Genomic DNA, 25,826 nt, shown 5'->3' with positions numbered 1-25,826 from the left:
CGGCATCTGCCTAACGCATCGTGAGGAATCCCGTCATGACCCAGACCGTCCCGTCCGCCGTTCCCACCGCCGCTACCGCGGAGATCGACAGCGCCGGCGCCATCTTTGCCGGCTCGGTGCTCGGCGCGCCGCCCGCGCCCGGCCAGACCGCCGCCGATTTCGCACCGGAGGTGCTGAGCCTGTTCGACAAGTATGTGCACGGCGTCATCCCGCGCCGCGAGTTCCTGCGCTCCGCGGCCAAGTACGCGGTAGCCGGGCTCACCGCCGAAGGCCTGCTCAACGCGCTCGCGCCGCGCTTTGCCGAGGCGCAGTTCATCGATCACGACGACGCGCGCATCAGCGCGGGCTACGTCGAGCATCCCTCGCCCAAGGGCTACGGCACCGTGAAGGGCTATCTGGCCCGTCCGGCCAGGACCGCCGGCCGTGCGCCCACGGTGCTGGTAGTGCATGAGAACCGCGGCCTCAACCCGCACATCGAGGACATCGCCCGCCGCCTTGCCGTGGATGGCTTCATCGCCTTCGCGCCGGACGCGCTCCACCCGCTCGGCGGCTATCCCGGCGACGAGGACAAGGCGCGCGAACTCTTTCCCAAGCTCGACCAGGCCAAGACGCGCGAGGACTTCATCGCCGCCGCCGGCTACCTGCGCACGCTGCCGCAGGGCAACGGCAAGGTCGGCGTGGTGGGCTTCTGCTACGGCGGCGGCGTTGCCAACTTCCTCGCCACGCGGATTCCCGATCTGGCCGCGGCGGTGCCCTTCTACGGCGGCCAGCCGACCGCAGAGGAAGCTGCCCGCATCAAGGCGCCGCTGCTGATCCACTACGCCGGCAACGACGAGCGCATCAACGCCGGCTGGCCCGCCTACGAGGCCGCGCTGAAAGCCGCGCGCGTGCGCTACGAGGCGCACTTCTATCCCGGCGCCCAGCACGGCTTCAACAACAACACCACGCCGCGCTTCGATGCCACCGCGGCCTCGCTGGCGTGGCAGCGCACGATCGCGTTCTTCCGCCAGCACCTCGCCGACGGGGCGAGGGACGCCTGACGCTTTCCCATCCCGGTCGCTTCCGACCTTTCATCCAGGAGTCGTAATGAAGAAGTGCTTCAAACCGCTGGTCGCCATCCTGCTTGCCACCGCGTCGCTCGGCGCGGCGGCCCAGCAGGCCAAGCCGGAACAGCTGATCAAGTGGCGGCAGTCGGTCTATCAGGTGCTGGCGTGGAACCAGGCCCGCATCAAGGCCAACGTCGAAGGTCAGTTCAACAAGGACGAGGTGATCCGCGCCGCCAACTCCACCGCGGCAATTGCCAACTCCGGCCTGGGCGCACTGTTCGCCCCCGGCACCGACACCGGCAAAGGCTGGCGCGACACCACGGTGAAGCCCGAACTCTTCAGCGACACCAAGGGCGCAGCGGAAGCGGCCGGCAATTTCGCACGCGAAGCCAACGAGCTGGCGCGCGTGGCGGCCACCGGCGACGCCGCGGCGGTGAAGGTGCAGTTCGGCAAGGTGGGCGAAAGCTGCAAGGCCTGCCATGACGACTACCGGAAGAAGGACTGAGGGGGAAAGGCGGCGCTTTATGTCCGCGCCCGAACGCCTTCTTTAACCCCGGTGATTCTTCGAGGGGCGAAAATTAACCGCAGGGTTTTTCTCCCTCCCCTTCAAGGGGAGGGCGGGGGTGGGGATGGGGTTCGCCGGGCGCCGCGGGAGCGTTCTTCCCCCGGGTGTCGCTTCTTGATTTCGTTTCCTCGCCTGGGCGTCGTTCCTGACCCCATCCCCACCCCGACCCGGGAGTCTTCGCTTCGCTCCGCTCCGGCGGCGCATAGCGATGCTCTGCGAAACCCGCGCCTACGCCCCCTTGAAGGGGAGGGAGAAGACCCTCGGCCCCTTTCACTTTCTGCGTTTTCTGATCGACTTCACTGTCAGAAAAGCCGCGACCACTCTGATTGCAGCGACGACGACAGTGCGGGCAAACCGCCGTGGGCCCTGGGGGCATTCGCCTCAGCTGGCCGAAAATGGAACCGCGAGGTTTTTCTCCCTCCCCTTCAAGGGGAGGGCGGGGGTGGGGATGGGGTTGGCCGGGCGCTCTTCGGGAGCGTTCTTCCCCCGGGTGTCGCTTCTTGATTTCGTTTTCTCGTCTGGGCGTCGTTCCTGACCCCATCCCCACCCCGACCCGGGAGTCTTCGCTTCGCTCCGCTCCGGCGGCGCATCGCGATGCTCTGCGAAACCCCCGCCTACGCCCCCTTGAAGGGAGGGGGCAAACCGCCGGCCTTCACCTCCTCAAGCAAAAAGGCCCCGGCGATTCGCCGGGGCCTCTTCATTTCAGTTGCAGGGGACGTGCCGCCTCAATTCAGGCTACGCCGTCCTCCCGCTGCCACATTTGCTTCGCTGCGCTGCAGGGTGGCGAGGTCGCCGACGATGCGGGCGGCTTCGTTCAGCAGGACGTCGGGTGCCTTCTTGCGCAGCTGTTCGGCGGCCAGTTCGGCGTCGAGGCTGCGTTCGCCGGCGAGCAGGCCGTCGTCGCCGTTGTCTTCGTCGGCGGCGTTGGCGTTGGCGTTGGCGCGCAGCTTGCGTTCCTGCTCGGCGCGTTCGCGGCGGCGCTCGGCTTCATTCAGCGAGATGTCGAGCTTCTTGCGCTGGGCGGCGACTTCGGTGACGTCCTGCTGCAGGTTGCGGAAGGCGGCGTCGTTGGCGATGCGTGCAAGGTGGCGCTGCTGCAGCGTCGGCACCAGCGCCGGGATGCCGCCGGCGGCCTTGTGGGGCGCGGGGTCGATGCGGGTCCAGGGCAGCGCGTTGTCGAAGCCGGATTCGCCGAAGCGGTCGGCGTCGAGCAGCGAGGGCAGGCCGATGTCGGGGCTCACGCCGCGCAGCTGGGTGCTCTCGCCGTTCACGCGGTAGAACTGCGCGATCGTCATCTTCAGTTCGCCATAGATGGGTTTGCTGTTGCGGGCCATCTCGTCGAGATCGACCAGCGTCTGCACCGTGCCCTTGCCGAAGCTCTGCTCGCCGATCAGCACGCCGCGGCCGTAGTCCTGGATCGCCCCGGCGAAAATCTCGGAAGCGGAGGCGGAGGCGCGGTTGATCAGCACGCCGAGCGGGCCGTCCCACACCTGGCCGGCGTCGGTGTCGCGCTCCACGCGGATCTGCCCCTGTGCGCTGCGCTGCTGCACCACCGGGCCGGTGTCGATGAAGAGGCCGGTGAGCCGTACCGCCTCGTCCAGCGAGCCGCCGCCGTTGTTGCGCAGGTCGATCAGCACCGCGTCGGCGCCTTCGGCCTTCAGTTCGCGCAGCAGCCGGGCGACGTCGCGGCTGGCGCTGCGGTAGTCGCCGCCGGCGCCGCGCGCCGCCACGTCCTGGTAGAACGCGGGCAGGGTGATCACGCCCACCTTGCGGGGCGCCTCCGGGGGGCCGGCGTCGATCACGCTCTTGGACGCGGCCTGCTTTTCCAGGTTGATGGTGTCGCGCACCAGCTTCACCTTCTTGTGCGCGCCGTCGGGGCCGGCCTCGGCGGGCAGCACGTCGAGCACCACCACGGTGTCCTTGTTGCCGCGGATCAGCGCCACCACGTCGTCCACCCGCCAGCCCAGCACTTCCACCGGCGGCTGCTCGCCCTGGCCGACGCCGAGGATGCGGTCGCCGATCGCAAGCTGGGTGGAGCGCGCGGCGGGGCCGCCGGGCACCAGTTCGCGGATCACGATGTAATCGTCGCGCTCCTGCAGCACCGCGCCGATGCCGACCAGCGACAACCGCATCGAAATCTCGAAGTCTTCCGAGGCGCGCGGCCCGAGGTAGTTGGTGTGCGGCTCGATCGAGGTCGCGTAGGCGTTCATGAAGGTCTGGAACACGTCCTCGCTCTTGATCCGCGTGGCGCGCGTCAGCAGGCTGTCGTAGCGCTTGGTGAGCGTGTCGCGGATGCCCTTGTCGTCCTTGCCGGCGAGCTTGAGGCGCAGCCAGTCGTTCTTGACCCGCTTGCGCCACAGTTCTCGGGCCGCCGCCTCGTTCGCGGGCCAGGGCTCGTCGGTGCGCACGAAGCGGTACTGCTCGTCGGTGGAGAAGTCGAAGCTGCCCGCGGCGAGTTCGCGTGCCAGCGCCAGCCGCTCGCGCAGCCGGGTCTGGTAAAGCGCGAAGATCTCGAACGGCAGGCGCAGGTCCTGCTCGCGGATCGCGTCGTCCAGCGTGGTGCGGGCCGCCGCGTAGCGCTCGATATCCGCCTGCACGAAGTACACCCGCTCGGGGTCGAGCGCCTTCAGGTAGCGGTCGAGGATGCGGGCGGACAGCGCGTCGTCCAGCGGCGTGGGCTGGTAGTGGAAGCGGCCGAGCAGCCGCGCGCTCAGCGCCGCGGCCTCGGCCTGGGTGGCCGCGGGCTGCAGCGGCGTTGCCACCTGGGGTTCGGCCGCGTGCAGCGTGGCGCTGAGCAGCAGCACGATCCAGGGCAGTTTTCGGTTCATTCAGGGACTCCAGGCATGACCTGCGGAAGGGGCCGGTTGTTGCGTGCGGCTTACCAGCCGGGGGCGGCGGCGGGGGCCGGACTGGCCGGCACTTCTGCCAGCCAGCCGCCCGCGGCAGCGTAAACGCTCGCCACCGCCAACGCCAGCGCGACCCCGAATGCCAGCGGACGGAGCCGCCCGGCGCGCGCAACAGTCGATGGCGCTTGGGCCTCAAGGCCGGGGCCGAGTTCCTTCCAGCCGGTCAGCATCGGCCGCACGAGGTTGTCGCGCTTGATCCGCACGTAGAACACGATGGCCGCCAGATGCAGGCCCACGACGCCGAGCAGCACGTTCTGCAGCAGTTCGTGCAGGCCGGTGAGGCGGGCCGAGGCGGCTTCCGACACCAGCCCCGCGAGCGGGCCCTGGAAACTGATGTCGTCGTTGGCGAACAGTCCGCTGACCGCCTGGGCGCCCACCAGCCCGAGCAGCGCCAGCACCGACAGCGCGCCCAGCGGATTGTGGCCGATGCCGTGCCAGCTGCCGGCGAGATAGGCGCGGATCGCCCCGAAGCCGCGCACGAAGCTGGCGAAGCGCGCGGTGGGCGCGCCGATGAACCCCCACACCAGGCGGAACGCGACCAGGCCGACGATGAAGAGCCCGATGCGGCCGTGCCAGACGATGTAGTTGCCGCCGATCTGGCCGGTGACGTAGGCGGCGAGGATGGCGAAGGCCAGCAGCCAGTGGAAGAGGCGGGTGGGCAGGTCCCAGATATGCACGCGCTTCATGGACGGATCTCCGGTCAGGACAAAGGTGGGGACGGCACCGGCGCGGGCGCGACGGCCGGGGCGGGGTGTTCCTTGGCCAGCGCGGCTTCCCACGGGTCGCCGCCGAGCGCGCGCACCAGCTCGACCGAGGCCGCGAGCTGGCGCCCGAGCAGGTCGAGGCTGGCGCGCTCGGCGGTCAGCGCCGCGGCCTGGGCGATGGCGACGTTGAGGTAGCTGACGGTGCCGGCGAGGTACTGGTTGTTGGTCTGCGCCAGGAACTCGTTGGCGGCGCGGGTGGCGGCGGCCTGCACCTGGCGCTCGTCGCCCAGGATGCGCAACCCGGCCAGGCTGTCCTCCGCTTCGCGGAAGGCGTCCAGCACGGTCTGGCGGTAGTCGGCCACGCTGCGGTCGTAGGCGGCTTCGGCCTGGTCGCGCGCGGCGCGGCGGGCCCCGCCGTCGAACAGGTGCTGGGCCAGTGTCGGCCCCAGCGACCAGAAGCGGTGCGGCAGCGCGAAGAGGTCGGCGAGGCGCTCGTGCTGATAGCCGGCGGAAGCGTCCAGCACCAGCGTGGGGAAGAAGGCGGCCTCCGCCGCGCCGATGCGGGCATTGCCGGCGGCCACGCGGCGCAGCGCGGCAGCCACGTCGGGACGGCGCTGGAGCACCTCGGCCGGTTGCGCGGCCGGCAGCGGCGGCAGTTCGGGCACCGCGGCAACCGGCTCGATGCGCAGCTGCGAAGGCGCGCTGCCCACCAGCACGGCGATCGCGTGTTCCAGCCGGGCGCGTTGCAGCTGCAGGTCGATGCCCTGGGCCTCGGCGCTGCGCAGCTGGGTTTCGGCTTGCGCCACCTCGGCCAGGCTGGCGACGCCGGCGCGGTGGCGGTTGGTCGTGATCTCCAGCGAACGCCGGTAGGTGGCAACAGTGCGTTGGTAGAGCCGCTGCTGGGCGTCGATGACGCGCAGTTGCAGGTAGTCCTGCGCCAGCGTGGCTTGCAGCGCCAGCCGCAGCGCGGCGAGGTCGGCGCCGCTGGCGGCGGCATCGTGGCGGTCGGCTTCGGCGTTGCGCGCGAGCCGGCCCCACAGGTCGATCTCCCAGCGGCTGGTGAGGCTGAAGCGTTGCAGGTTGCGCGCGGCTGGATCGCTGCTGCTGTCGCTCGCAGCGGTGCGGCTGCGGCTGCCGGCCAGCCCCGCGTCGAGCGTGGGCAGCGCGTCGGCGCGGGTGCCGCGGGCGAAGGCGAGTGCTTCGCGATAGCGCGCCGCGGCGGCGGCCACTTCAAGGTTGTCGGCGTTCAGGCGCGCCAGCAACTGGTCGAGCAGCGGGTCGCGGTAGCGCGTCCACCAGTCGCCGGTGGCGGGCATGTCCTGCGGCACGGCCACCTGCCAGCCTTCGGCGGCGCGGAAGGTGGCGGGAAGGGCGACATCGGGCGCGCGGAAGTCCGGCCCGAGCGCGCAGCCGCCGACCAGCAGCGCGGCGGCGAGGACGAAGACCTTGGGGCGCGGCATGCGTTGGCGGGCGGCGTGGCGAGGTGGTGGTGGGGTCATGGCGGGCAAGGCGGCGGGGGGTGACGCGGTGTGCGGTTTCATTGGGGGCGTCAGGCGGGATCGACGGCGGGGGCCGGCGCGGCAGCGGGGGCCGCAATCCGCTTGTGCGCCTGGCGGGCGAGCCGCAGGCGCAGGCGGTCGAGCGCGAGATAGACCACCGGCGTGGTGTACAGCGTGAGCCACTGGCCGACCAGCAGCCCGCCGACGATGGCGATGCCGAGCGGCTGGCGCAGTTCGGCGCCGTCGCCGCTGCCGAGCGCAAGCGGCAGCGCGCCGAGGATGGCAGCGGCGGTGGTCATCATGATCGGGCGGAAGCGCAGCACGCACGCGTCGAGGATGGCCTCGCGCGGGGCCAGCCCGTGGCTGCGCTGCGCGTGCAGCGCGAAGTCGATCATCATGATCGCGTTCTTCATCACGATGCCGGCGAGCAGGATCACGCCGATCAGCGCGATCACGGTGAATTCGGTGCCGAAGGCGAGCAGCGCCAGCACGGCGCCGATGCCGGCCGAGGGCAGCGTTGACAGGATGGTGAGCGGGTGCAGCAGGCTCTCGTACAGGATGCCGAGCACCAGATAGACCGCGACAATCGCGGCCAGAATCAGTAGCAGCTGGCTGTTGCCGGCGGACTGGAAGGCGCGCGCCGCGCCCTCGAAGCTGCCGAAGATGCTGGACGGCACGCCGAGCTGCGCCATGGCCGCGCTGATCGCGCGCGTGGCCTCGCCCAGCGGCACGCCGGGGGCGAGCGCGAAGCTGACCGTGGAGGCGGCGAACTGCGACTGGTGATTGACCGTGAGCGGGGCGTTGCCCGGCTCCCAGTGCGCAACCGCCGACAGCGGCACGCGGCTGCCGTCTTCGGCCACCAGCACGATGTCGGCCAGCACCGTGGGGCTGCGCCAGAAGTGCGGCGCGGCGCCCATCACCACCCGGTACTGGTTGAGCGGATGGTGGATGGTCGACACCAGCCGTTCGCCGAAGTAGTTGTTGAGCGCGAGGTCGATCGCCCGCTGGCTCAGGCCCAGCCGCGCCGCGGCCTCCCGGTCCACCACCAGCCGTGTCTGCAGGCCCTTGTCGCGGGTATCGGTGTTCACGTCGGCCAGTTGCGGCAGCGCGGCGAGCGCGGTGCGGATCTTCGGTTCCCACGCGCGCAGCGCATCCAGGTCGTCGCTCTGCAGCGTGTAGAGGTAATCCGATGAGCCGCCGCGGCCGCCGATGCGGATCTCCTGCGCGGACATCACGAACACGCGCGCGCCGGCGACCCGGGCGAGCCGGGGGCGCAGGCGCTCGATCACCGCCTGCGCCGGCTCTCTCCGTTCGCCGAGCGGCTTCAGCGTGACGAACATCCGCGCCGAGGTCACGGTGCCGCCGCCGGGGCCGTTGCCGCCCACCGAGCCCGAGGTGCGGAGCACCGCGGGGTCCTGGCGCAGGATCGAGTCGATCACCGTGAGGTGTTCGTACATCGCCTGGAAGGAGCTGCTCTGGTCGCCCTCGATGAAGGCGATCAGGCGGCCGGTGTCCTGCTGCGGCAGGAAGCCTTTCGGCACCACCGTGTAGAGATAGACGTTGAGTCCGACGACGCCGGCCAGCGCGAGCAGCATCGTCGCACGGTGGTCCAGCGCCCAGCCCAGGCTGCGGCGGTAACCCGCCAGCAGCGCGGCCAGCGTGCGTTCGCGCAGGCGGCCGAAACCGCCGGGCGCGGGCAGCGCCGTGGTGGGGCGCAGCAGGCGCGAGCACAGCATCGGCGCGGTGGCGATCGACAGCAGCAGCGAGACGCCGATTGCCGCCACCAGCGTGAGCGCGAATTCGCCGAACAGGCGGCCGACCACGCCCTCCATGAAGATGATCGGGATGAACACCGCGGCGAGCGACAGCGCCATCGACACCAGCGTGCCGCTGACCTCGCCGACGCCGCGCAGCGCCGCCTGCAGCGGCGACAGACCGTGTTCGATGTGGCGGGTGGTGTTTTCCAGCACCACGACGATGTCGTCCACGACGAAGCCGGCGGCCACCGTCAGCGCCATCAGCGACAGGTTGTTGATGCTGAAGCCGGCGAGGTACATCAGCGCCAGCGTGCCGACCAGCGCAACCGGCACCGTCACCGCCGGGATCAGCGCGGCGCGGCGGTCGCGCAGGAAACCGATCACCACCAGCACCACCAGCAGCACCGACAGCACCAGGCAGACGCCGACGTCGCGCAGCGAGGCGCGCACGGTGGTGCTGCGGTCCTGCGACACCTCCAGCCGGATCTGCGGCGGTATCGCGGCCTGCAGCTCGGGCAGCAGCTTCAGGATGTGGTCCACCGTGGCGATGATGTTGGCGTTGGGCTGACGATTGACCATCAGCAGCACCGCCGGCCGGCCGCTGGCGACGCCAGCGTTGCGCAGCTCCTGCGCGCCGTCGCGCACCTCGGCCACGTCGCTGAGCCGCAGCGCGGCGCCCTGTTGCCAGTGCACGATCATCGGCGTGTAGTCGGCCGCGCTCAGGGCCTGGTCGTTGGCGCCGATCTGCCAGTGGCGGCCGCCGTCCTCCACGAAGCCCTTCGGGCGATTGACGTTGCCGCTGGCGATCGCGCCGCGCACCGTCTCGGCGCTGACGCCGCTGCGCGCCAGCGCGAGCGGGTTGAGTTCCACCCGCACCGCGGGCAGCGAGCTGCCGCCCACGCTGACCTGCCCAACGCCTTCCACCTGCGCGAGCTTCTGCGCCAGGATGGTCACCGCCGCGTCGTAGATCTGCGTGCGCGACAGCACGTCCGAGGTCATGGCCAGGATCAGGATGGGGCTGTCGTTGGGGTTGGACTTGCGCAGCGTGGGGTTGCCCGCCATGCCCGAGGGCAGTTGCGAGCGCGAGGCGTTGATCGCCGCCTGGATGTCGCGCGCGGCGCCGTCGATATCGCGCGAGAGGTCGAACTGCAGCACCACCTCGGTGCTGCCCAGGCTGCTGCGCGAGGTGATCTCGTTGACCCCCGCGATGCTGCCGAGCGCGCGTTCGAGCGGCATCGCCACGCTGGCCGCCATCGTGTCCGGGCTGGCGCCGGGCAGGCTGGCGCGCACCGAGATCACCGGGTAATCCACTTGCGGCAGCAGCGCCGCCGGCAGCTGGAAGAAAGCCGCCAGCCCGACCAGCGCCACGCCGAGCGTGAGCAGCACCGTGGCGACCGGGCGGCGGATGAAGCGTGCGGCGAGCGACATCAGCCTTCTCCCGCCTGCGCGCCGAGGCCGCCCAGGCGGTGGCGCGCGCGCCGGCCGAGGCGGTCGAACGCGAGGTAGATCACCGGGGTGGTGAACAGCGTGAGGACCTGCGACACGATCAGCCCGCCCACCATGGTGATGCCGAGCGGCTGGCGCAGCTCGGCGCCGACGCCGGTCGACAGCATCAGCGGCAGCGCGCCGAGCAGGGCGGCGAGCGTGGTCATCAGGATGGGCCGGAAGCGCAGCAGGCAGGCTTCGAAGATGGCTTCGTCGGGTGACTTGCCGTGGTCGCGTTCGGCCTCCAGTGCGAAGTCGATCATCATGATGGCGTTCTTCTTGACGATGCCGATCAGCAGAATGATGCCGACGATGCCGATGATGCCGAGGTCCGACCCGGCGAGCAGCAGCGCCAGCAGCGCGCCGACGCCGGCCGAGGGCAGGGTGGAGAGGATGGTCACCGGGTGGATGTAGCTCTCGTAGAGCACGCCGAGCACGATGTACATGGTGACGATGGCCGCGACGATCAGCCACACGGTGCTGGTGAGCGAGGCCTGGAAAGCCTGCGCCGCGCCCTGGAAATGCAGGCTGAGGCTGGCGGGCGGGTCCAGTTCGGCGAAGGCCGCGCGGATGTCTTCCACCGCGTTGCCCAGCGCCGCGCCGGGCGCGAGGTTGAACGAGAAGGTGGCGGCCGGGAACTGGCCGATGTGGTTGATCGCCAGCAGCGTCGGCCGTTCGCTGATGCGAGCCACCGCCGACAGCGGCACCTGGGCGCCGCTGGCCGAGACCAGATACAGGCTGTCGAGCGCCGCCAGGCCGCGCTGGAATTCCGGCTTCACCTCCAGCACCACGCGGTAAAGGTTGGTCTGCGTGAAGATGGTGGAGATCTGGCGCTGGCCGAAGGCGTTGTAGAGCGCGGCGTCGATGTCGGCCGGCGTGATGCCGAGGCGGCCGGCGCTGTCGCGGTCGATGTCCACATAGGCCTGGCGGCCCTGGTCCAGCCAGTCGGTGGCGACGTCGGCGAGCGCCGGCTCCCGCGCCAGCCGGTCGCGCAGCAGATGCACCCATTCGCCCAGCTGCTCGGCGTTGGCGCCTTCCAGGCTGAACTGGTACTGGGTGCGCGCGGCGCGGCTCTCGATCGTGAGGTCCTGCACCGCCTGCATGTACACCGCGATGTCGGGCACCGCCTTCAGCCGCGCCTGCAGCCGCTGGATCACCGCCGCGGCGCCGGCGTCACGCTCGCCGAGCGGCTTCAGCGCGATCAGCAGGCGGCCGCTGTTGAGCGTGGCATTCACGCCATCCACGCCCACCACCGACGACACGCTGTCGACCGCCGGGTCGCCGAGGATGGCGCTGACCGCCGCCTGCTGGCGCTGCGCCATCGCGGCGAAGGACACGTTCTGCGGCGCATCGGTGATGCCCTGGATCAGCCCGGTGTCCTGCGCGGGGAAGAAGCCCTTGGGCACGATCAGGTAGAGCAGCACGGTCAGCCCCAGCGTGGCGCCGGCCACCGCCAGCGTCAGCCCCTGGCGCGCCAGCACCCAGCGCAGCGCCACCGCGTAGCGCGCGATGCAGCGGTCGATGAAGGCGCCGGTGAGGCGGAAGAAGGCGCCGTGGTTTTCTTCCGGCGCGTGGTGCAGCAGGCGCGCGCACATCATGGGCGTCAGCGTCAGCGACACCACCGCCGAGATCAGGATCGCCACCGCCAGCGTGATGGCGAATTCGCGGAACAGGCGGCCGACCACGTCGCCCATGAACAGCAGCGGGATCAGCACCGCGATCAGCGAGAAGGTCAGCGAGATGATGGTGAAGCCGATCTGCTGCGCGCCCTTCAGCGCCGCCTCCAGCGGGCTTTCGCCTTCCTCCAGGTGGCGGACGATGTTCTCGATCATCACGATCGCGTCGTCCACCACGAAGCCGGTGGCGATGGTCAGCGCCATCAGCGTCAGGTTGTTGATCGAGAAGCCGGCGAGGTACATCACCGCGAAGGTGCCGACCAGCGACAGCGGCACCGCCACGCTGGGGATGAAGGTGGCCGGCAGGTTGCGCAGGAAGATGAAGATCACCATCACCACCAGCGCGATCGCCAGCAGCAGCTCGTGGCCGACGTCGCGCACCGAGGCGCGGATGGTGGTGGTGCGGTCGGACAGCAGGCGCAGGTCCACCGTGGCCGGCAGCGAGGCCTGCAGCGTGGGCAGCAGCGCCTTGATGCGGTCCACCGTGTCGATGACGTTGGCCCCTGGCTGGCGCTGGATGTTGAGGATGACCGCCGGGCGCGTGTCGGCCCATGCGGCCAGCCGGGTGTTCTCGGCGCCGTCGACGAGTTCGGCGATGTCGCCCAGCCGGATCGGCGCGCCGTTCTTCCACGCGATGATCAGGCGGCGGTATTCGTCGGCGGAGCGCAGCTGGTCGTTGGCGTCCAGCGTGGAGGCGCGCAGCGGGCCGTCGAAGCTGCCCTTGGCGATGTTGACGTTGGCCTCGCCGATGGCGGTGCGGATGTCTTCCAGGTTGAGCCCCTGCGCGGCGAGCGCCTGCGGATTGACCTGGATGCGCACCGCCGGGCGCTGGCCGCCGCCAATGCTGACGAGGCCGACGCCGGCGATGCGCGAGATCTTCTGCGCGAGCCGGGTATCGACCAGGTCCGCCACCTGCGGCAGCGACAGCGTGCCCGACGAGATCGCCAGCGTGACGATGGGCGCGTCGGCCGGATTGACCTTGCTGAATACCGGCGGCATCGGCAGGTCGCCGGGCAGGAAGGCGCTGGCGGCGTTGATCGCGGCCAGCACCTCCTGCTGCGACACGTCCATCGACAGGCCGAGCGCGAACTGCAGCGTGATCACCGAGGCGCCGCCGGAGCTGGTGGAGGACATCTGCTTGAGCCCGGCGATCTGGCCGAGCTGGCGTTCCAGCGGCGCGGTGATCGACGAGGCCACCACCTCCGGGCTAGCGCCGGGGTAGAGGGTGGAGACCTGGATGGTCGGGTACTCCACCTCCGGCAGCGCCGCCACCGGCAGCAGCCGGTAGCCGATCAGTCCGGCGAGCAGGATCGCGAGCATCAGCAGCGAGGTCGCCACCGGCCGCAGGATGTAGAGCCGCGAGGGGTTCATTGCGCCGCCCCGGGCGGACGGCGCTCGTTTCGGGCCGTGGCCGGCTCCGCCAGCGCCACGGTGACCCCGTCCACGCTCAGCACATCCACGCGCGCGCCGTCGCGCAACTGGTCGGTGCCGTCGAGCACGATGCGTTCGCCGCCGGCAAGGCCGTCTTCCACCACGGTCAGCTCGTTGGCGCTCGGCCCGGTGCGGATCTGCCGCGCCTGCACGCGCTGGTCGTCGCCCACCACGAACACATAGCTGCCCTGCGCGTTGCGCTGCACCGCGGCGCTGTGCACCAGCACGCTGTCGCGGCGGGTCTCGGCGCGCAGCCGCACGTTGATGAACTGGTTGGGGAACAGGCTGTTGTCGCCGTTGGCGAACTCGGCCTTCAGCTTCAGCGTGCCGGTGGCGACATCGATCTGGTTGTCGATGCTGATCAGCCGCCCCTCGGCCAGCCGGGTGCGGCCGTCGCGGCTCCAGGCTTCCACCACCGCGCCGCGCGCGCCCTGCTGCAACTGGCCGAGCTGCGGCGTCAGCGCGTCCGCCGCGAGCGCGAACACCGCGTGGATGGGCTGGGTCTGGGTGATGACGACGAGGCCGGCGGCGTCCTGCGCGTCCACCTGGTTGCCGATGTCCACCACGCGCAGCCCGAGGCGGCCGGCGGCCGGCGCGGTGACGCGGGTGAATTCCAGCTGCAGCGCGGCCTGCGCTTCCAGCGCGGCATCGGCGGCGACAGTGCCTTCGAGCTGGCGCACCAGCGCTTCCTGCGCGTCCACCTGTTGGCGGGCGATCGAGTCCTGCGCCAGCAGCGCGCGGTAGCGTTCGAGGTCCACCCGTGCCGCGCCCAGCGTGGCCTCGTCGCGCAGGCGCTGCGCGCGCGCCTGATCGAGCGCGATGCGGAACGGCCGCGGGTCGATCTCGGCGAGCAGTTCGCCCGCCTTCACCACCTGGCCTTCGCGGAAGTGCAGCGCGGTGAGCTGGCCGCCGACGCGCGGCTTGACCACCGCGGTGTTGGACGCGGTAACCGTGCCGAGCGCCGACAGCGCGATGTCGAGATCGCCCACCCGCGCGGCGGTAGCGCGTACCGCCAGCACCGGCGGCGGGGCGCCGGGGCCGCGGCGCAGCGCGCGGGCGCCTTCGCCGCCGGGCGCACCGGGTGCGGCCTGGGGGTTGGGTGTGCGCCCGGCGGGTTGCAGGTAGGCATAGACGGAGGCGCCGCCGGCCAGCAGGCCGATGGCGAGTGCAAGCGTGCGTTTGTTGAGCAGGGTGCGGAGGTTGAAGCCCATGGGGAGCCTGGCGGGGCGCAAGAGTTGGGAGGCAATGCCGCCCCGGGGGGCGGTGTAACGGGCATGCCAACGCCCCCGCGACAGCGCGGGGGCGGTTGACTGGGGCGGCCGGGCCGCGTGCTCAGAGGAATTGTTCGGCGCCGATCAGGCCCACCTTGGTCAGTCCCTTGCGCTGCACCGCGGCCATGACCGTGGCGACCGACTTGTAGGCCACCCGCTTGTCCGGATTGACGTGCAGCTCGGGCGGCGATTCGAGCGCGGCGACGGTGGTCAGGCGCGATTCCAGCGCGTCTGCGTCGGCCAGTGCCTCGCCGTTCCACAGCACCGTGCCGGCGGGGTCGATGTCGATGCGCACCACCTCGGGCGGCGTGGTCGGCGGCGGCGGGGTGCCCACCGGCATGTTCATGTTCACCGAGTGGAGCTGGATCGGGATGGTGATGATCAGCATGATCAGCAGCACCAGCAGCACGTCGATCAGCGGCGTCGTGTTGATGTCCACCAGCACTTCCGGATCGCCCGAGCCGCCGGCGGCGGCGACGTTCATTCCCATGGTCGGTTCTCCTGTGGATCAGCCGCGCGGCGGCGGTTCGGTGATGAAGCCGACCTTGACGATGCCGGCGCGCTGGCAGGCGAAGATCACCTTGCCGACGAACTCGTAGGGCGCCTCGCCGTCGCCGCGGATCTGCACCTCGGGCTGCGGTTCCTGCAGCGCGATGCCCTTCAGGCGTTCGACCAGCGCCTCGCTGTCGGTCACCGCGCTCTCGTTCCAGAACACCTTGCCGTCACGGGTGACCGCGATGTTGATGTTCTCCGGCGCGGTGACGCGCGGCTGGTTGGTTTCCTTGGGCAGTTCCACCGCCACCGTGTTGGTGACGACCGGGATGGTGATCAGGAAGATGATCAGCAGCACCAGCATCACGTCCACCAGCGGCGTGGTGTTGATGGCGGAGACGACGTCGTCCTCTTCGCCCGGCAGGGTCATCGCCATGGCGGCTTACCCCGCGACTGCGTGGATGGGCGGGTGGGCGTGGCCGCTCTTGCCGCGCGCGGCCTTTTCGGCGTGGGCGCCGAGCAGCACGGCGTGGAGTTCGGCGCCGAAGCTGCGCACGTCTTCCAGCGCGGCCTTGTTGCGGCGGACCAGCCAGTTGTAGCCCAGCACCGCCGGCACCGCGACGGCAAGGCCGATGGCGGTCATGATCAGCGCCTCGCCGACCGGGCCGGCCACCTTGTCGATCGAGGCCTGGCCGGCAACGCCGATCGCGGTGAGCGCGTGGTAGATGCCCCACACCGTGCCGAACAGGCCGACGAAGGGCGCGGTGGAACCGACCGTGGCGAGGAAGGCGAGCCCGCCCTGCAGCCGGCTCTGCACCTTCTCGGTGGCGCGGTGGATCGAGAGCTGGATCCACTCGTTCACGTCGATGAACTGCAGCAGGCCGTCGTGGTGGGCAGTGGCGTCGTTGCCGGACTTGGCGATGTAGTGGTAGGCCGAGTTCTTGTCCAGCGTCTCAAGGCCCTTGTCCACATCACCCGCGCCCCAGAAGGTCTTGTTGGCGCTGTTGCCCTGGCGGTTGAGTTTGGCCTGCTCGTAGAGCTTGCTGAAGATGATGTACCAGCTGCCGATCGACATCACGACGAGGATGGCCAGCGTGCCCTTGGCGACGAAGTCGCCCGCGCTCCACAGCGCTTCGAGGCCGTAGGGGTTCTCCACCGTGGTGGTGGCGCCGCCCTGGGCGAGCGCCAGCGGCGCGGCGGCAAGGGTGGCGAGGGCGAGGAGGAGGCGGGCGGCGGTGGCCCGGGGGTTGCGGTTGCGGATCATGGCGGTTCTCCTGAAAAGGGGGTTCGTGAAGAAGGCTCAGGCGTCGAGGCGGAAGGCGAAGGGCACGCGTACGCGCACGTCCTGGCCCTGGCCGGAACACCGGAGCTTGGCCACCGCGGCGGTGGCGGCGGCGTTGAAGACGGAATTGCTGCTGCGCGACACCGCGACGTTCTTGATCGAGCCGTCCGGCGCGACGGTGAAATCGACCACCACGTCGCCCGACAGACCGAGGCGTTCGGCCTGCGGCGGGTAGGCGACCTGGCTGCGCACCGCGACGTGGTTGGCGCAGGTCACCGCGATGTCGACCACCGGCGGCGCGGCCGGCACGGGGGCGGGCGCCGGGGCCGCGGGCGGCGCGGGCGGCTGCGGTTCGGCCGAGGTCGCGGCGATCACCGGCGGCGGGGCCTGTACCGGCGTCTCCACCGGAGGCACATAGGCGGGCGGCGGCGGTGCAACCTTGGGCGGGGCCTTCACCACCTGCTTGGGCGGCGGAGGAGGCGGGGGCGGCGGCGCCGGTTTCACCGGCTCGATCAGGCTCACGTCCAGCGGTGCCTTCAGCACTTCGATGACCTTGCGCCCGAGGCCGTTGGCCAGCCCGTAGCCGAGGATGATGTGAAAGCCCAGCACCGCCGTGAAACCGATCATCAGCCGGCGCGGGTCTTTTTGCTGCTCTGCATAACTCATCGTCTGTGGATCTCCATGAAGCGGGCGGCGAAGCGGGACGAGGGTTCCGGTTCGCGTGCGCGGCGACATACGCTGGGTCTTCAGCATGGCGCGTGCCTGTTTGCGACGGCGCCTGAAGAAATTGCCTTAATCGATATAAAACAATGTGTTGGGTTTCTTCCGAGGCGGCGCTGGGTGCGAAACGCGCGGCGCGCGGTGCTGGCTGCGCGGCAACCGGCGAAAGCGGCTGCTGCGCGCGCAGCAGGTGCTGCGCTGCAGCAGCCGAGGCCTAGTCGAAGGCGTCCGCGGTCTCGGGCGTGGCGTCGCCGATCAGGCCGAAGCGCTTGAGCTGGGTGCGCAGGATGTTGCGCGAGATGCCCAGCTCGCGCGCGGTGCGCACCTGGTTCTCGCGGCAGTACTCGAACGCGGTGGTGAACAGCAGGCGCTCGATCTGCTCGTACAGCGCCGGCGTGCCGCCTTCCAGCAGCCGGCACACCAGCACCTGCAGCGAGGCGAACGGATCGCCGCCGGTCGGGGCCGCACCCGCGGCGCCGGGTCCGGTTACGCCCGGCAGGCGCAGGTCGGCGGGCGTGACGATGCCGTCCTGGCAGACGATGAGGGCGAAATGCACCACGTTCTCCAGCTCGCGGATGTTGCCCGGCCAGTGGTAGCGGGTGAGCAGGGTTTCGGCTTCCGGGCTCAGCGTGGGCGCGTCGATGCCGAGCCGGTGGCGGTAGTACTCGATGAAATAATCGACCAGCGGCAGGATGTCGGTGGCGCGCTCGCGCAATGCGGGCAGCATCACCGGGGCGACGTTCAGGCGGTAATAGAGATCGAGGCGGAAATGCCCGGCTGCCACGGCCTTTTCCAGATCGACGTTGGTGGCCGCGACCAGCCGCACATCCACCGGCGTCGATTTGCGCGAGCCGAGCCGCACCACCTGGCGTTCCTGCAGCACGCGAAGCAATTTCACCTGGATCGCGAGCGGCAGATCGCCCACTTCGTCGAGGAACAGCGTGCCGCCATTGGCCGCTTCGAACCAGCCGGCGCGCGCCTGCTGGGCGCCGGTGAATGCGCCGGTTTCATGGCCGAACAATTCGGCCTCGACCAGGTTCTCGGAAAAGGCACCGCAATTGACTGCAATGAAGGGCCCACGGCGGCCGCTCAATGCGTGGATATGGCGCGCAATCAATTCCTTGCCGGTGCCGGTTTCACCGATGATCAATACATTTGCATCGCTGGGGGCGACGCGTTCAACATGCCGCAACAGGGCAAGCGACTTTCTGTCGTGGAAAATCAGTGCCTTGGCGCGGATTGTCAGTGCCTGGTTCTCGGCATTGGGAAGGGTCAGCAGTTTTCCCGGACTCGATTCGCTCATGGGTTTCTCTACCAGCAGGGATGAAACCAACCGGCTCGCCAAGGCGGCCGGTCGAATGCTTGTTATGGGGCGATCCCGGGGAGGGAGCGGCTGTCATCAAGCTTAGGGCGGAGTTCCCGGGGGGCAAACAGAAGATATGTGCAGTCGATAGCAGAATCGAAGCGAATTCCTTATTCCCTGTCGCGCTTGAATTTGGATATCAACGTAGAGATGAATTGAGTATGAAATTTAATTGGTTATCCAATTTCACCGCGGCCACCGAGAATCCGCCGCATTCCGGGCCGGATTGCGGCCGTTCCTCGTCCCTATTCCAGCGCGCGGTTTGCCAGCATGAATGTCAGTCAACTCCGCCTCGTCCTCGAGGCCATCCGGCAGAATTTCAACCTTTCCGGCGTGGCTAGCAGCCTGTTCATTTCCCAGCCGGGCGTCAGCCGCCAGATCAAGGAGCTGGAGGACGAACTCGGCGTCGAGCTGTTCGAGCGCCGCGGCAAGCGCCTGACCGGCCTGACGCCGCCGGGCGAGGTGCTGGTGCCGGTGATCGACCGCATCCTGCTCGATGTGCGTAATCTCAAGCAGGTCGCCGACCGCTTCGCGATCCAGGATTGCGGTCAGCTGCGCATCGCCAGCACCCACACCCAGGCGCGTTATCTGCTGCCTGCCGCGCTGCACGACTTCCGCGCGCGCTTCCCGAAGGTGAAGCTGGTGCTGCAGCAGGGCACGCCGGCGCAGATCGCGGAATGGGTGGCCAACGGCGAGGCCGATCTCGGGGTGTCCACCGAGGCGATCGACCGCCACCGCGACCTGCAGGCCTTTCCGGTGCGCGAATGGCATCACGCGGTGATCGTGCCGCCGGCGCATCCGCTGGCCGCGGCCGGGGAATTGACGCTGGCGGCGCTCGCCGAGCACCCGCTGGTGACCTATGGCGAAGGCTTTGCCGGACGCAGCGTGATCGACGCCGCTTTTTCCGCCGCGGGGCTGGCGCCCGACGTGGTGCTGGCGGCGCTGGACGCCGACGTGATCGTCACCTATGTGGAAGCGGGCTTCGGCGTGGGCATCGTCGCCGAGATGGCGGCGCGCGGCGCGGCCGCCCGTGGAGGCGTGGCGCAGTTGGACGCGCGCCACCTGTTCGGACCCAACGTGGCCCGGGTCGCGGTGCGCCGCGGTGCCTACCTGCGCGAATACGCGCTTGAACTGGTGGCGATGCTGGCGGCGGAACGCAGCCTGGATGACATCCTGTCCGCGCTGCAGCGCGACCTGGCGCCGCGCGGCGCCGACTGCGCGCACTAGATGCGGCGTGCGTTAACCCGGGAGCGGCTCCGTATCCGCCGGAGAAGACGCCGCTTCGGCGATCCGGTAGCAGCCGCGCCCGGCCTTCTTCGCCTCGTACATCGCGTGGTCGGCGGCCATCAGCACGGCCTCCGGATCGTCGTGGGCGGCGCCGAAGGCGATACCGATCGACACGCCCACCCGCAGCGTATGGCCCTTGATCGACAGCGGCGGGGCGACCGCCTCGATGCAGCGGCGCGCGAGTTCGGTCACGCCGGCGCAGTCCTCGCGGCTGGCGAGGTCGGTGACGAGCAGCACGAACTCGTCGCCGCCGACACGCGCCAGCGTGTCGCTCTGGCGCAGCACCGCCCTCAGGCGTGCGCTGACGTCCCTCAGCGCGATGTCGCCGGCCTCGTGCCCCAGGCTGTCGTTGATCGGCTTGAAGCCGTCGAGGTCGAGGTAGAGCGCGGCGATGCGGCTGTCCTTGCGGCGGGCGCGCGCCAGCCCCTGGCGCAGGCGGTCGGCCAGCAGCACGCGGTTGGGCAGGCCGGTCAGTTCGTCGTGGTGCGCCATCCGCTGCAGGTCCACCTGACTGGCGGTGAGCTTGCCGAGCAGCTGGTTGAAGGCGCGCGTCAGCAGGCCGACCTCGTCGTCGCGCACCACCGGCAGCGGGGTCAGCGGCAGCTCGCCCGCGGTCATGCGTTCGGCCAGCCGCGCCGCGCGATGCAGCGGGCCGAGCATGCGGCGGATGAAGAAGCCGGCCACGCCCAGCACCAGCGCCACCGCGATCATGCTCTGGCGGATCACCACCTCCTGCGCGCGCCGCACCGGCGCGTAGGCTTCGGCGGTGGGCAGCCGCGCGACCACGAACCAGCCGGTGCTCGGCACGCTGGCGATCGCCGAGACTTCCTCGACGCCCTGCGCATTGGTGGTGACGCCCGCGCCGCGAAAGCCGTCCATCGCCTTGTCATGCAGCGGATTGACGCCGGACGGCGGCGTCGGCTTCATCGCCAGCTCGGGCCTGCCCGCGGCCACGAAGAGCCGGTCGGCGGGCGAAACCAGCAGGAAGCCGCCGCTCTCGCCGATGCGGCCGTGGCTGATACGGTCGAGGAAATCGGGTGCGGCAAGCGCGGTGAGGCCGATCAGCACCGCGCGCACGCTGCCGTCGCGCGCGCGCAGCGGCACGCTCATCGGCAGCAGCTGGGCGCCGGTGAAGAGCCCGGTCTTGGGGCGGCCGATGCGGCCTTCGCCTTTCAGCGCGTGGGTGAAGTCGGGGTCGCCTGCCAGCGAACCGCCGCTGCGGCCCGGCGCTGCGGGGTAGTCCGCCAGCACGGTGCCGCGCGTATCCGCGACCACGATGCCGAGCGAGAACACCGGATTGAGTTTGTGGCGTTCGGCCAGCCAGGCGCCGAGGCGCTCGGGGTCGTCGAGCAGCGTCTGCGGCAGGGTGGCGGCCAGCCGCTGCAGCAGGCGCAGGCGTTCGCGCAGCTTGAAGTCGATGTCCTGCGCGACGGCTTCAGCGTAGGCGAGCTGCTGCGCGGAAACGAGCTGGGTGAGGTCTTCCCGCAGGTATTTCGCCAGCAGGTAGTAGCGCGCGAAGCTGCCCAGAATCACCAGCAGCAGGCCAAAGGCGATCAGGCGCGCGAGCAGGCTTTGGGAAACTCGTTTCAGCGTCATAGAAAGATTTTATCCCACGCTGAAACATCCGGTTACCCGAAACGCGCGCACCGTGGCGGAAATGCACCACGGCGCGCCGGCCCTCAGGTGGGGATTTCGGCTTCCACCAGCTGGGCGAGCAGCAGCAGCGATTCCTGCCAGCCCAGGTAACAGGCTTCGGGGGGAATCGCGGCCGGAATCCCTTCCTGCACGGCTTCAAGCTCGGTGCCGCAGAACACCGGGCGCAGCGTCACGGTGGTCTGCATCTGCCCCGGCAGGTTAGGGTCTTCGAACTCGCCCGTGTAGCGCAGCCGGCGACCGGGTTCGAGTTCGAGATAGGCGCCGCCGAAGCTGTGCGTATAGCCGCTGCCGAGGTGGGTGAAGGACATCCGGTAGCGGCCGCCGACCTGCGCGTCGAGCGCGTGCACCGTGCCGGTGAAGCCGTGCGGCGGCAGCCATTTGGCCAGCGCGGCGGGGTCGAGGAAGGCGCGATAGACGCGCTCGGACGGGGCGCGCAGCACGCGGTGCAGGCGGATGGTGTTGGTGGTCATCGGAGCCTCCGGCAGGTGGGTGCCGCTGCCGGGCGGCATCGCGGCAGCGTCTACTGGTTATTGTCGACCCCGGCCGCCAGCGCAAGCCCGCGGCCGACGCCCGGCGCGGGCGCGGCGACGTCGGCACGATGCAGCGGCGTTTTGCGCGGGGTGTTCTTCATGTGCAGCCGCCACAGGAAACCGAGCAGGTTGTCGCCGTGCGCAATCGCCTTGCGCGGCAGCACCAGCGGGTCGTCGTCGCGGCCGGCCGGGGCGCGGTTGCAGGTGGTCGCGGTCAGGTAGCCGGCCTCGGCGACCGCCTCCACCACGCGCAGGTCGTGGCTGCCGTAGGGGTAGCAGAAGTGGTCGATGCGCTCGCCGAAGAGGTCTTCCAGCACCTGCCTGGACCGGCTCAGCTCGTCGTGGATCACCGCGTCGCTGTGTTGCGCGAGCTTGACGTGGCCGGCGGTGTGCGAGCCGAACAGGATGCCCGCACGGCGCAGTTCCAGCAGCTCCGCACGTGCCATCAGCGGCGGCGTGTCGCGGCCGTCGGCGGCAAACCAGCGCGCCGGCTGGCCGAGCATGTCGGCGATCAGATACACCGTGGCCGGAAAACCGTGGCGTTGCAGCACCGGCCACGCATGCTCGTAGAAGTTGCGGTAGCCGTCGTCGAAGGTCAGCGCCACCGCGCGCGGCGGAATCGCGCGTTCGCCGCGCAGGCAGGCGAGCACCGCGTCCATGTCCAGCACGGTGTAGCCGTGGCTCGCAAGCCAGGCCATCTGGCGCGCGAAGCGGTGCCGGTCGCAGTAGGTGGACGGATGGGCGCGCACCGCGGGGCTGCGGCCGAAGTCGCCCACCTGGTGGTACATCAGGATGTTGATGCGGTCGGGCTGCAGGGCGGGCACGGGCATGTCAGCGGCGGTCGGCGAGCTGGGCGTAAAGGGCGCGGTACTGCGAGACCACGCCGGTTTCGGAGAATTCGCCCGCTACCCGCGCACGGCCGCGGGTCACCAGCGCGTGCTGGAGTCCGGCGTCGCGCAGGGTGTGCTCGATGCCGGCGGCGAGCGCCGCGGCATCGTCGCACGGCACCACCCAGGCGTCGTCGCCATGGCGGGCGATCTCCCGCGCGCCGCGAAACGCGGTGGCGACCAGCGGCTTGCCGTGTGTCCAGGCTTCGAGGATGACGTTGCCGAGGGTTTCGGCATCGCGCGACGGAAACACCACCATGTCGGCCAGCTGGAACCAGGGTGCCGGGTCATGCTGCCAGCCGGCCCAGATCACGCGCTCGGCCACGCCTGCGGTTTCGGCCTGGCGGCGCAGCGCGGCACCCAGCGGGCCGTCGCCCAGCATCACCAGCCGCAGCCGGCGGCCGTCGATCTCGCGCGGCAGGCGCGCGAACGCGTCGATCAGGTAGCGCTGGCCCTTCACCTCGACCAGGCGCCCGGCGGTCAGCAGCACGCAGTCGTCCACATCCACGCCGATGCGCGCGCGCAGCGCGGCCAGTTCGGCGGCGGGCACCGTGCGCGCGGGTTCGGCGAAGTTGGTGATGTGATGGACGCGCGCCGCGGGCAGGCCGCCGCGGATCATCCAGTCGCACAGGCCGCGGGTGTTGCCCACCCAGGCGTGGGCGTGGGCGAAGGGCGGCAGCCGGTAGTAGCCGCCCAGGCGCGATACGTGCACCTTGCCGCGGCCCGGCTCCAGCCGCGTCAGGCGGGTGGCGCGCCCCATGTAGGTCTGCACGATGGGGGCGTCGCTGCGCGCGATGCGGCGTGCGAGTTCGTGGCGCGACAGCGGATCCCACACGGTGCGCAGTGGCAGCGTGTCGGGCACCAGCCCGGCCGGCATCTGGCCCACCAGCGCCGAGCCGCGCCGCACCACGGCTTCCACCGCGGCGCCGTGGCGCTGCATGGCGGCCAGGAAGCGGACGAACCAGCGTTCGGCCCCGCCCATCTCCTTGCTGCCGATGATGTGTAGCGATTTCATCCTGTGCCGCGCGTCCTCGTGTTGCCGCCTACATCAGCGGGTCGGCCAGCGCGTCGGGCAGCGCGGCGCTCAGCACGTCGCGGTAGATCGCCAGATTGCCTTCGCACATCGCATCCACCGAGAACTCGCGCAGCATCAGCGCGCGGCCGTTGTCGCCCATGCGTGCGCGCAGCAGCGGGTCGTCGAGCAGGCGGTTGAGCGCGCCGGCGAGGCTGCCGACATCGCCCGGCGGCACCAGTAGCCCGGTTTCGCCATCGCGCACCGCCTCCGGAATGCCGCCGACGCGGCTGGCGAGGATCGGCACCGCGGCGGTGGAAGCCTGCAGCAGCGAGACACCCAGCCCTTCCATGTCGGCGGGGTGCACCACGACGTCGAGGCAGCCCAGCACCTCCGGCAGGTTGTCGGCGAAGCCCATCAGGCGCACGTTGCCGGCCAGCCCCTGTTCGGCGATCTGCACGCGCAGCGCGTCTTCCAGCGGGCCGCGGCCGAAGATCAGCACCTGCAGGCCGGGATGCCGCGGCAGCACCTCGTGCAGCGCCGCCAGCAGGTAGCGGTGGCCCTTGCGCTCGATCAACTGCGCGACCATGCCGATCACCGGGGTGTCGGGCGCGAGGCCGAGCGCGGCGCGGAAGCCCGCCTTGTCGTAGTCGCGCAGCCACGGCCGCGGCGCGATCGCGCTGCGCACGCAGGCCAGTCGCGCGCGCGGGACGCCGGCGTCGCGCAGCACTTCGCGGATGCCTTCCGAGATCGTGATCACGCGGTCGTACAGCGGGTATTTCACCGCGGCGACGGCGCGGCTCTCCGGGTTATCCACCCGGCGCGACAGCACGCAGGGCGTGCCGCTCAGGGCCGCGGCCAGGCCGCCCCACAAGTCGGCGCCGCGGCGGCTGTGCACATGCACCAGGTCGGGCTTTTCGTGCTGGATCAGGCGGCGCAGGCGCCAGACCATGCCGAAGTCGGGGTCGCCGTGCATCGGCATTTCCACCACGCGGGCATGGGCGCGCGCGGGCGGGGCGATGTGTGCCCCGCGCGGACAGGCGAACAGGTTGTCCACCCCGCGCCGCGCCAGGCCTTCCATCAGGTAGAGCACCTGCATGCCGCCGCCGTACAGGAAACGGCCGGATTCGATGTGCAGGATCTTCATGCCGCCTTCTCCTCGGGTGGGCAGTGGGAGTGCGCCGCGTGGCGCGCGAGCGCGCCGCGCGCTTCGGCGAGCACGCGGTCGGGGTCGATGTCGCTCATGCAGGGGAAGCTGCCGCCGCAGGTCGGGTTGCGGCGGCACGGCGAGCAGCTGTAGCCGAGCCAGATCACGCGGGTCTGCGCGCGGCCTGCATCCAGGTAGGGGCGGGTGGCGCCGAAGATCGCCACGGTGGGGGTGGCAAAGGCGCTGCCCATGTGGGTGAGGCCGGTGTCCACGCCGATCAGCAGCGCGGCGCCGGCGACGATGGCGGCCGCCTCGGCCAGCGTGGTGAGCCCCGCCAGCGCGACCGCGCCGCGTGCGCCGATGGCGATGCGGTGGGCGGCCTCGCGGTCCGCCGGGCCGCCGAGGATGACCGGCACCAGCCCGAGTTCGTTGCGCACGCGCGCCGCCAGTGCGCGCCACGACGCTTCCGGCCAGTGTTTTTGCGGCCGCGTGGTGAAGGGCGCGAGCACCGCGTAGGCGCCGGTGGCCAACCCGTAGCCGGCGAGCAGCGCCGCGGCCTTGCGGCCGGTCTCGTCGCCGACGGTGAGGCGCGGCAGGAAGTCGGTGGTGTCCAGGCCGAGGCGTTCGGCCAGATGAAGGTATTCGGAGCTGATACGGCCCGGCGTGCCGCCGGCGGGCACCACCTCGGTCATCAGCAGGCCGCTGGCCTCGCGCGAGCCCAGGCCGATGCGGCGCGGCGCGGCCGACAGCCAGGCCAGCCAGCCGCTCTTGAGCAGGCTTTGCAGGTCGATCGCGGTATCGAAGCGGTGCGCGCGCAGTTCCGCCGCGAAGCCGCGCACGCGGCGGCGCAGCCCGGCGTAGTCGCGCTCGCGCAGCAGGCGTTTCCATTCCGCCTTCGGCCAGCCGATGACCTCGTCGATGCAGGGATCGGCCTCGAGCAGGCCTTCGAGCCCGCTTTCCACCAGCCAGGCGATGTGCGCCTGCGGGTAGCGGCTGCGCAGTGCGGCGGCGAAGGGCGAGGCGAACACGAGGTCGCCGATGGCCGAACTGCGGATGAGGAGGATGCGCTTCATGCGGGGGGATGGAATGCGGTGAAAGCCAGTGTGGCGC

20 protein-coding genes are annotated in these 25,826 nt (G+C 70.5%); 3 read left to right on the top strand and 17 right to left on the bottom strand.

Translation table 11 applies throughout. The features are described from left to right. Positions 1–35: 35 nt before the first annotated feature. Both dqs_RS12155 and dqs_RS12150 read left to right on the top strand, forming a co-directional pair. Complete coding sequence (locus dqs_RS12155) at positions 36–1,040, top strand: dienelactone hydrolase family protein (RefSeq protein ID WP_221405608.1); 1,005 nt, start codon at positions 36–38, stop codon at positions 1,038–1,040. A 46-nt stretch (positions 1,041–1,086) separates the two neighbouring features. After that, complete coding sequence (locus dqs_RS12150; protein ID WP_011766070.1) at positions 1,087–1,551, top strand: c-type cytochrome; 465 nt, start codon at positions 1,087–1,089, stop codon at positions 1,549–1,551. Positions 1,552–2,336: 785 nt separating this feature from the next. Here dqs_RS12150 and dqs_RS12140 read toward each other — a convergent pair. The 11 genes from dqs_RS12140 to dqs_RS12090 form a co-directional block, all read right to left on the bottom strand. Then, on the bottom strand, positions 2,337–4,439 hold the full coding sequence (locus tag dqs_RS12140; RefSeq protein ID WP_065340627.1) for a carboxy terminal-processing peptidase: 2,103 nt from the start codon (positions 4,437–4,439) through the stop codon (positions 2,337–2,339). A 50-nt stretch (positions 4,440–4,489) separates the two neighbouring features. Then, a complete protein-coding gene (locus dqs_RS12135; RefSeq protein WP_065340626.1) occupies positions 4,490–5,203 on the bottom strand; it encodes a cytochrome b/b6 domain-containing protein in 714 nt (237 codons plus the stop codon). A 14-nt stretch (positions 5,204–5,217) separates the two neighbouring features. Then, on the bottom strand, positions 5,218–6,681 hold the full coding sequence (locus tag dqs_RS12130) for an efflux transporter outer membrane subunit (protein WP_084018470.1): 1,464 nt from the start codon (positions 6,679–6,681) through the stop codon (positions 5,218–5,220). Positions 6,682–6,770: 89 nt separating this feature from the next. Next, on the bottom strand, positions 6,771–9,905 hold the full coding sequence (locus dqs_RS12125) for an efflux RND transporter permease subunit (protein ID WP_065340624.1): 3,135 nt from the start codon (positions 9,903–9,905) through the stop codon (positions 6,771–6,773). Continuing rightward, on the bottom strand, positions 9,905–13,009 hold the full coding sequence (locus dqs_RS12120; RefSeq protein WP_065340623.1) for an MdtB/MuxB family multidrug efflux RND transporter permease subunit: 3,105 nt from the start codon (positions 13,007–13,009) through the stop codon (positions 9,905–9,907). The genes dqs_RS12125 and dqs_RS12120 overlap by 1 nt, the downstream gene beginning before the upstream one ends. Beyond that, positions 13,006–14,280, bottom strand: coding sequence for an efflux RND transporter periplasmic adaptor subunit (locus dqs_RS12115; RefSeq protein ID WP_065340622.1), 1,275 nt, complete (start codon positions 14,278–14,280; stop codon positions 13,006–13,008). Before dqs_RS12115 ends, dqs_RS12120 begins: the two co-directional genes overlap by 4 nt. Before the next feature lie 121 nt (positions 14,281–14,401). Beyond that, positions 14,402–14,830, bottom strand: coding sequence for an ExbD/TolR family protein (locus dqs_RS12110; RefSeq protein ID WP_011766063.1), 429 nt, complete (start codon positions 14,828–14,830; stop codon positions 14,402–14,404). Positions 14,831–14,848: 18 nt separating this feature from the next. Then, positions 14,849–15,268: an ExbD/TolR family protein gene (locus dqs_RS12105; RefSeq protein WP_011766062.1), complete on the bottom strand. Its 420-nt coding sequence runs from the start codon at positions 15,266–15,268 to the stop codon at positions 14,849–14,851. 6 nt (positions 15,269–15,274) lie between these two features. Continuing rightward, positions 15,275–16,096, bottom strand: a complete 822-nt coding sequence (locus dqs_RS12100; protein WP_011766061.1) for a MotA/TolQ/ExbB proton channel family protein — start codon at positions 16,094–16,096, stop codon at positions 15,275–15,277. Positions 16,097–16,132: 36 nt separating this feature from the next. Then, positions 16,133–16,780: a TonB family protein gene (locus tag dqs_RS12095; protein WP_065340621.1), complete on the bottom strand. Its 648-nt coding sequence runs from the start codon at positions 16,778–16,780 to the stop codon at positions 16,133–16,135. A 268-nt stretch (positions 16,781–17,048) separates the two neighbouring features. Continuing rightward, positions 17,049–18,137, bottom strand: coding sequence for a sigma-54 interaction domain-containing protein (locus dqs_RS12090; RefSeq protein ID WP_065340620.1), 1,089 nt, complete (start codon positions 18,135–18,137; stop codon positions 17,049–17,051). 330 nt (positions 18,138–18,467) lie between these two features. On the opposite strand from dqs_RS12090, the gene dqs_RS12085 reads away from it, so the two are divergent. Then, positions 18,468–19,424 (top strand): LysR substrate-binding domain-containing protein, encoded by a 957-nt coding sequence (locus dqs_RS12085; protein WP_065340619.1) that lies wholly within the window; start codon positions 18,468–18,470, stop codon positions 19,422–19,424. Positions 19,425–19,436: 12 nt separating this feature from the next. Here the strand turns inward: dqs_RS12085 and dqs_RS12080 are convergent, their stop codons facing one another. The 6 genes from dqs_RS12080 to dqs_RS12055 form a co-directional block, all read right to left on the bottom strand. Beyond that, positions 19,437–21,080 (bottom strand): GGDEF domain-containing protein, encoded by a 1,644-nt coding sequence (locus dqs_RS12080; RefSeq protein WP_065340618.1) that lies wholly within the window; start codon positions 21,078–21,080, stop codon positions 19,437–19,439. An 83-nt stretch (positions 21,081–21,163) separates the two neighbouring features. Further along, entirely contained in the window at positions 21,164–21,610 is a 447-nt protein-coding gene (locus tag dqs_RS12075; protein WP_041642584.1) for an SRPBCC family protein, read from the bottom strand. Positions 21,611–21,660: 50 nt separating this feature from the next. Further along, positions 21,661–22,500, bottom strand: coding sequence for a polysaccharide deacetylase family protein (locus dqs_RS12070; protein WP_011766055.1), 840 nt, complete (start codon positions 22,498–22,500; stop codon positions 21,661–21,663). A 1-nt stretch (position 22,501) separates the two neighbouring features. After that, complete coding sequence (locus dqs_RS12065) at positions 22,502–23,572, bottom strand: glycosyltransferase (RefSeq protein WP_065340617.1); 1,071 nt, start codon at positions 23,570–23,572, stop codon at positions 22,502–22,504. A gap of 28 nt (positions 23,573–23,600) precedes the next feature. Continuing rightward, positions 23,601–24,716, bottom strand: coding sequence for a glycosyltransferase family 4 protein (locus dqs_RS12060; RefSeq protein ID WP_065340616.1), 1,116 nt, complete (start codon positions 24,714–24,716; stop codon positions 23,601–23,603). After that, complete coding sequence (locus tag dqs_RS12055; RefSeq protein WP_065340615.1) at positions 24,713–25,789, bottom strand: glycosyltransferase family 9 protein; 1,077 nt, start codon at positions 25,787–25,789, stop codon at positions 24,713–24,715. Before dqs_RS12055 ends, dqs_RS12060 begins: the two co-directional genes overlap by 4 nt. Positions 25,790–25,826: the final 37 nt, after the last annotated feature.

This window comes from Azoarcus olearius (assembly GCF_001682385.1).
GTDB classification, from domain to species: Bacteria; Pseudomonadota; Gammaproteobacteria; order Burkholderiales; family Rhodocyclaceae; genus Azoarcus; species Azoarcus olearius.
This window is presented reverse-complemented; position numbering and strand designations above follow the sequence as displayed.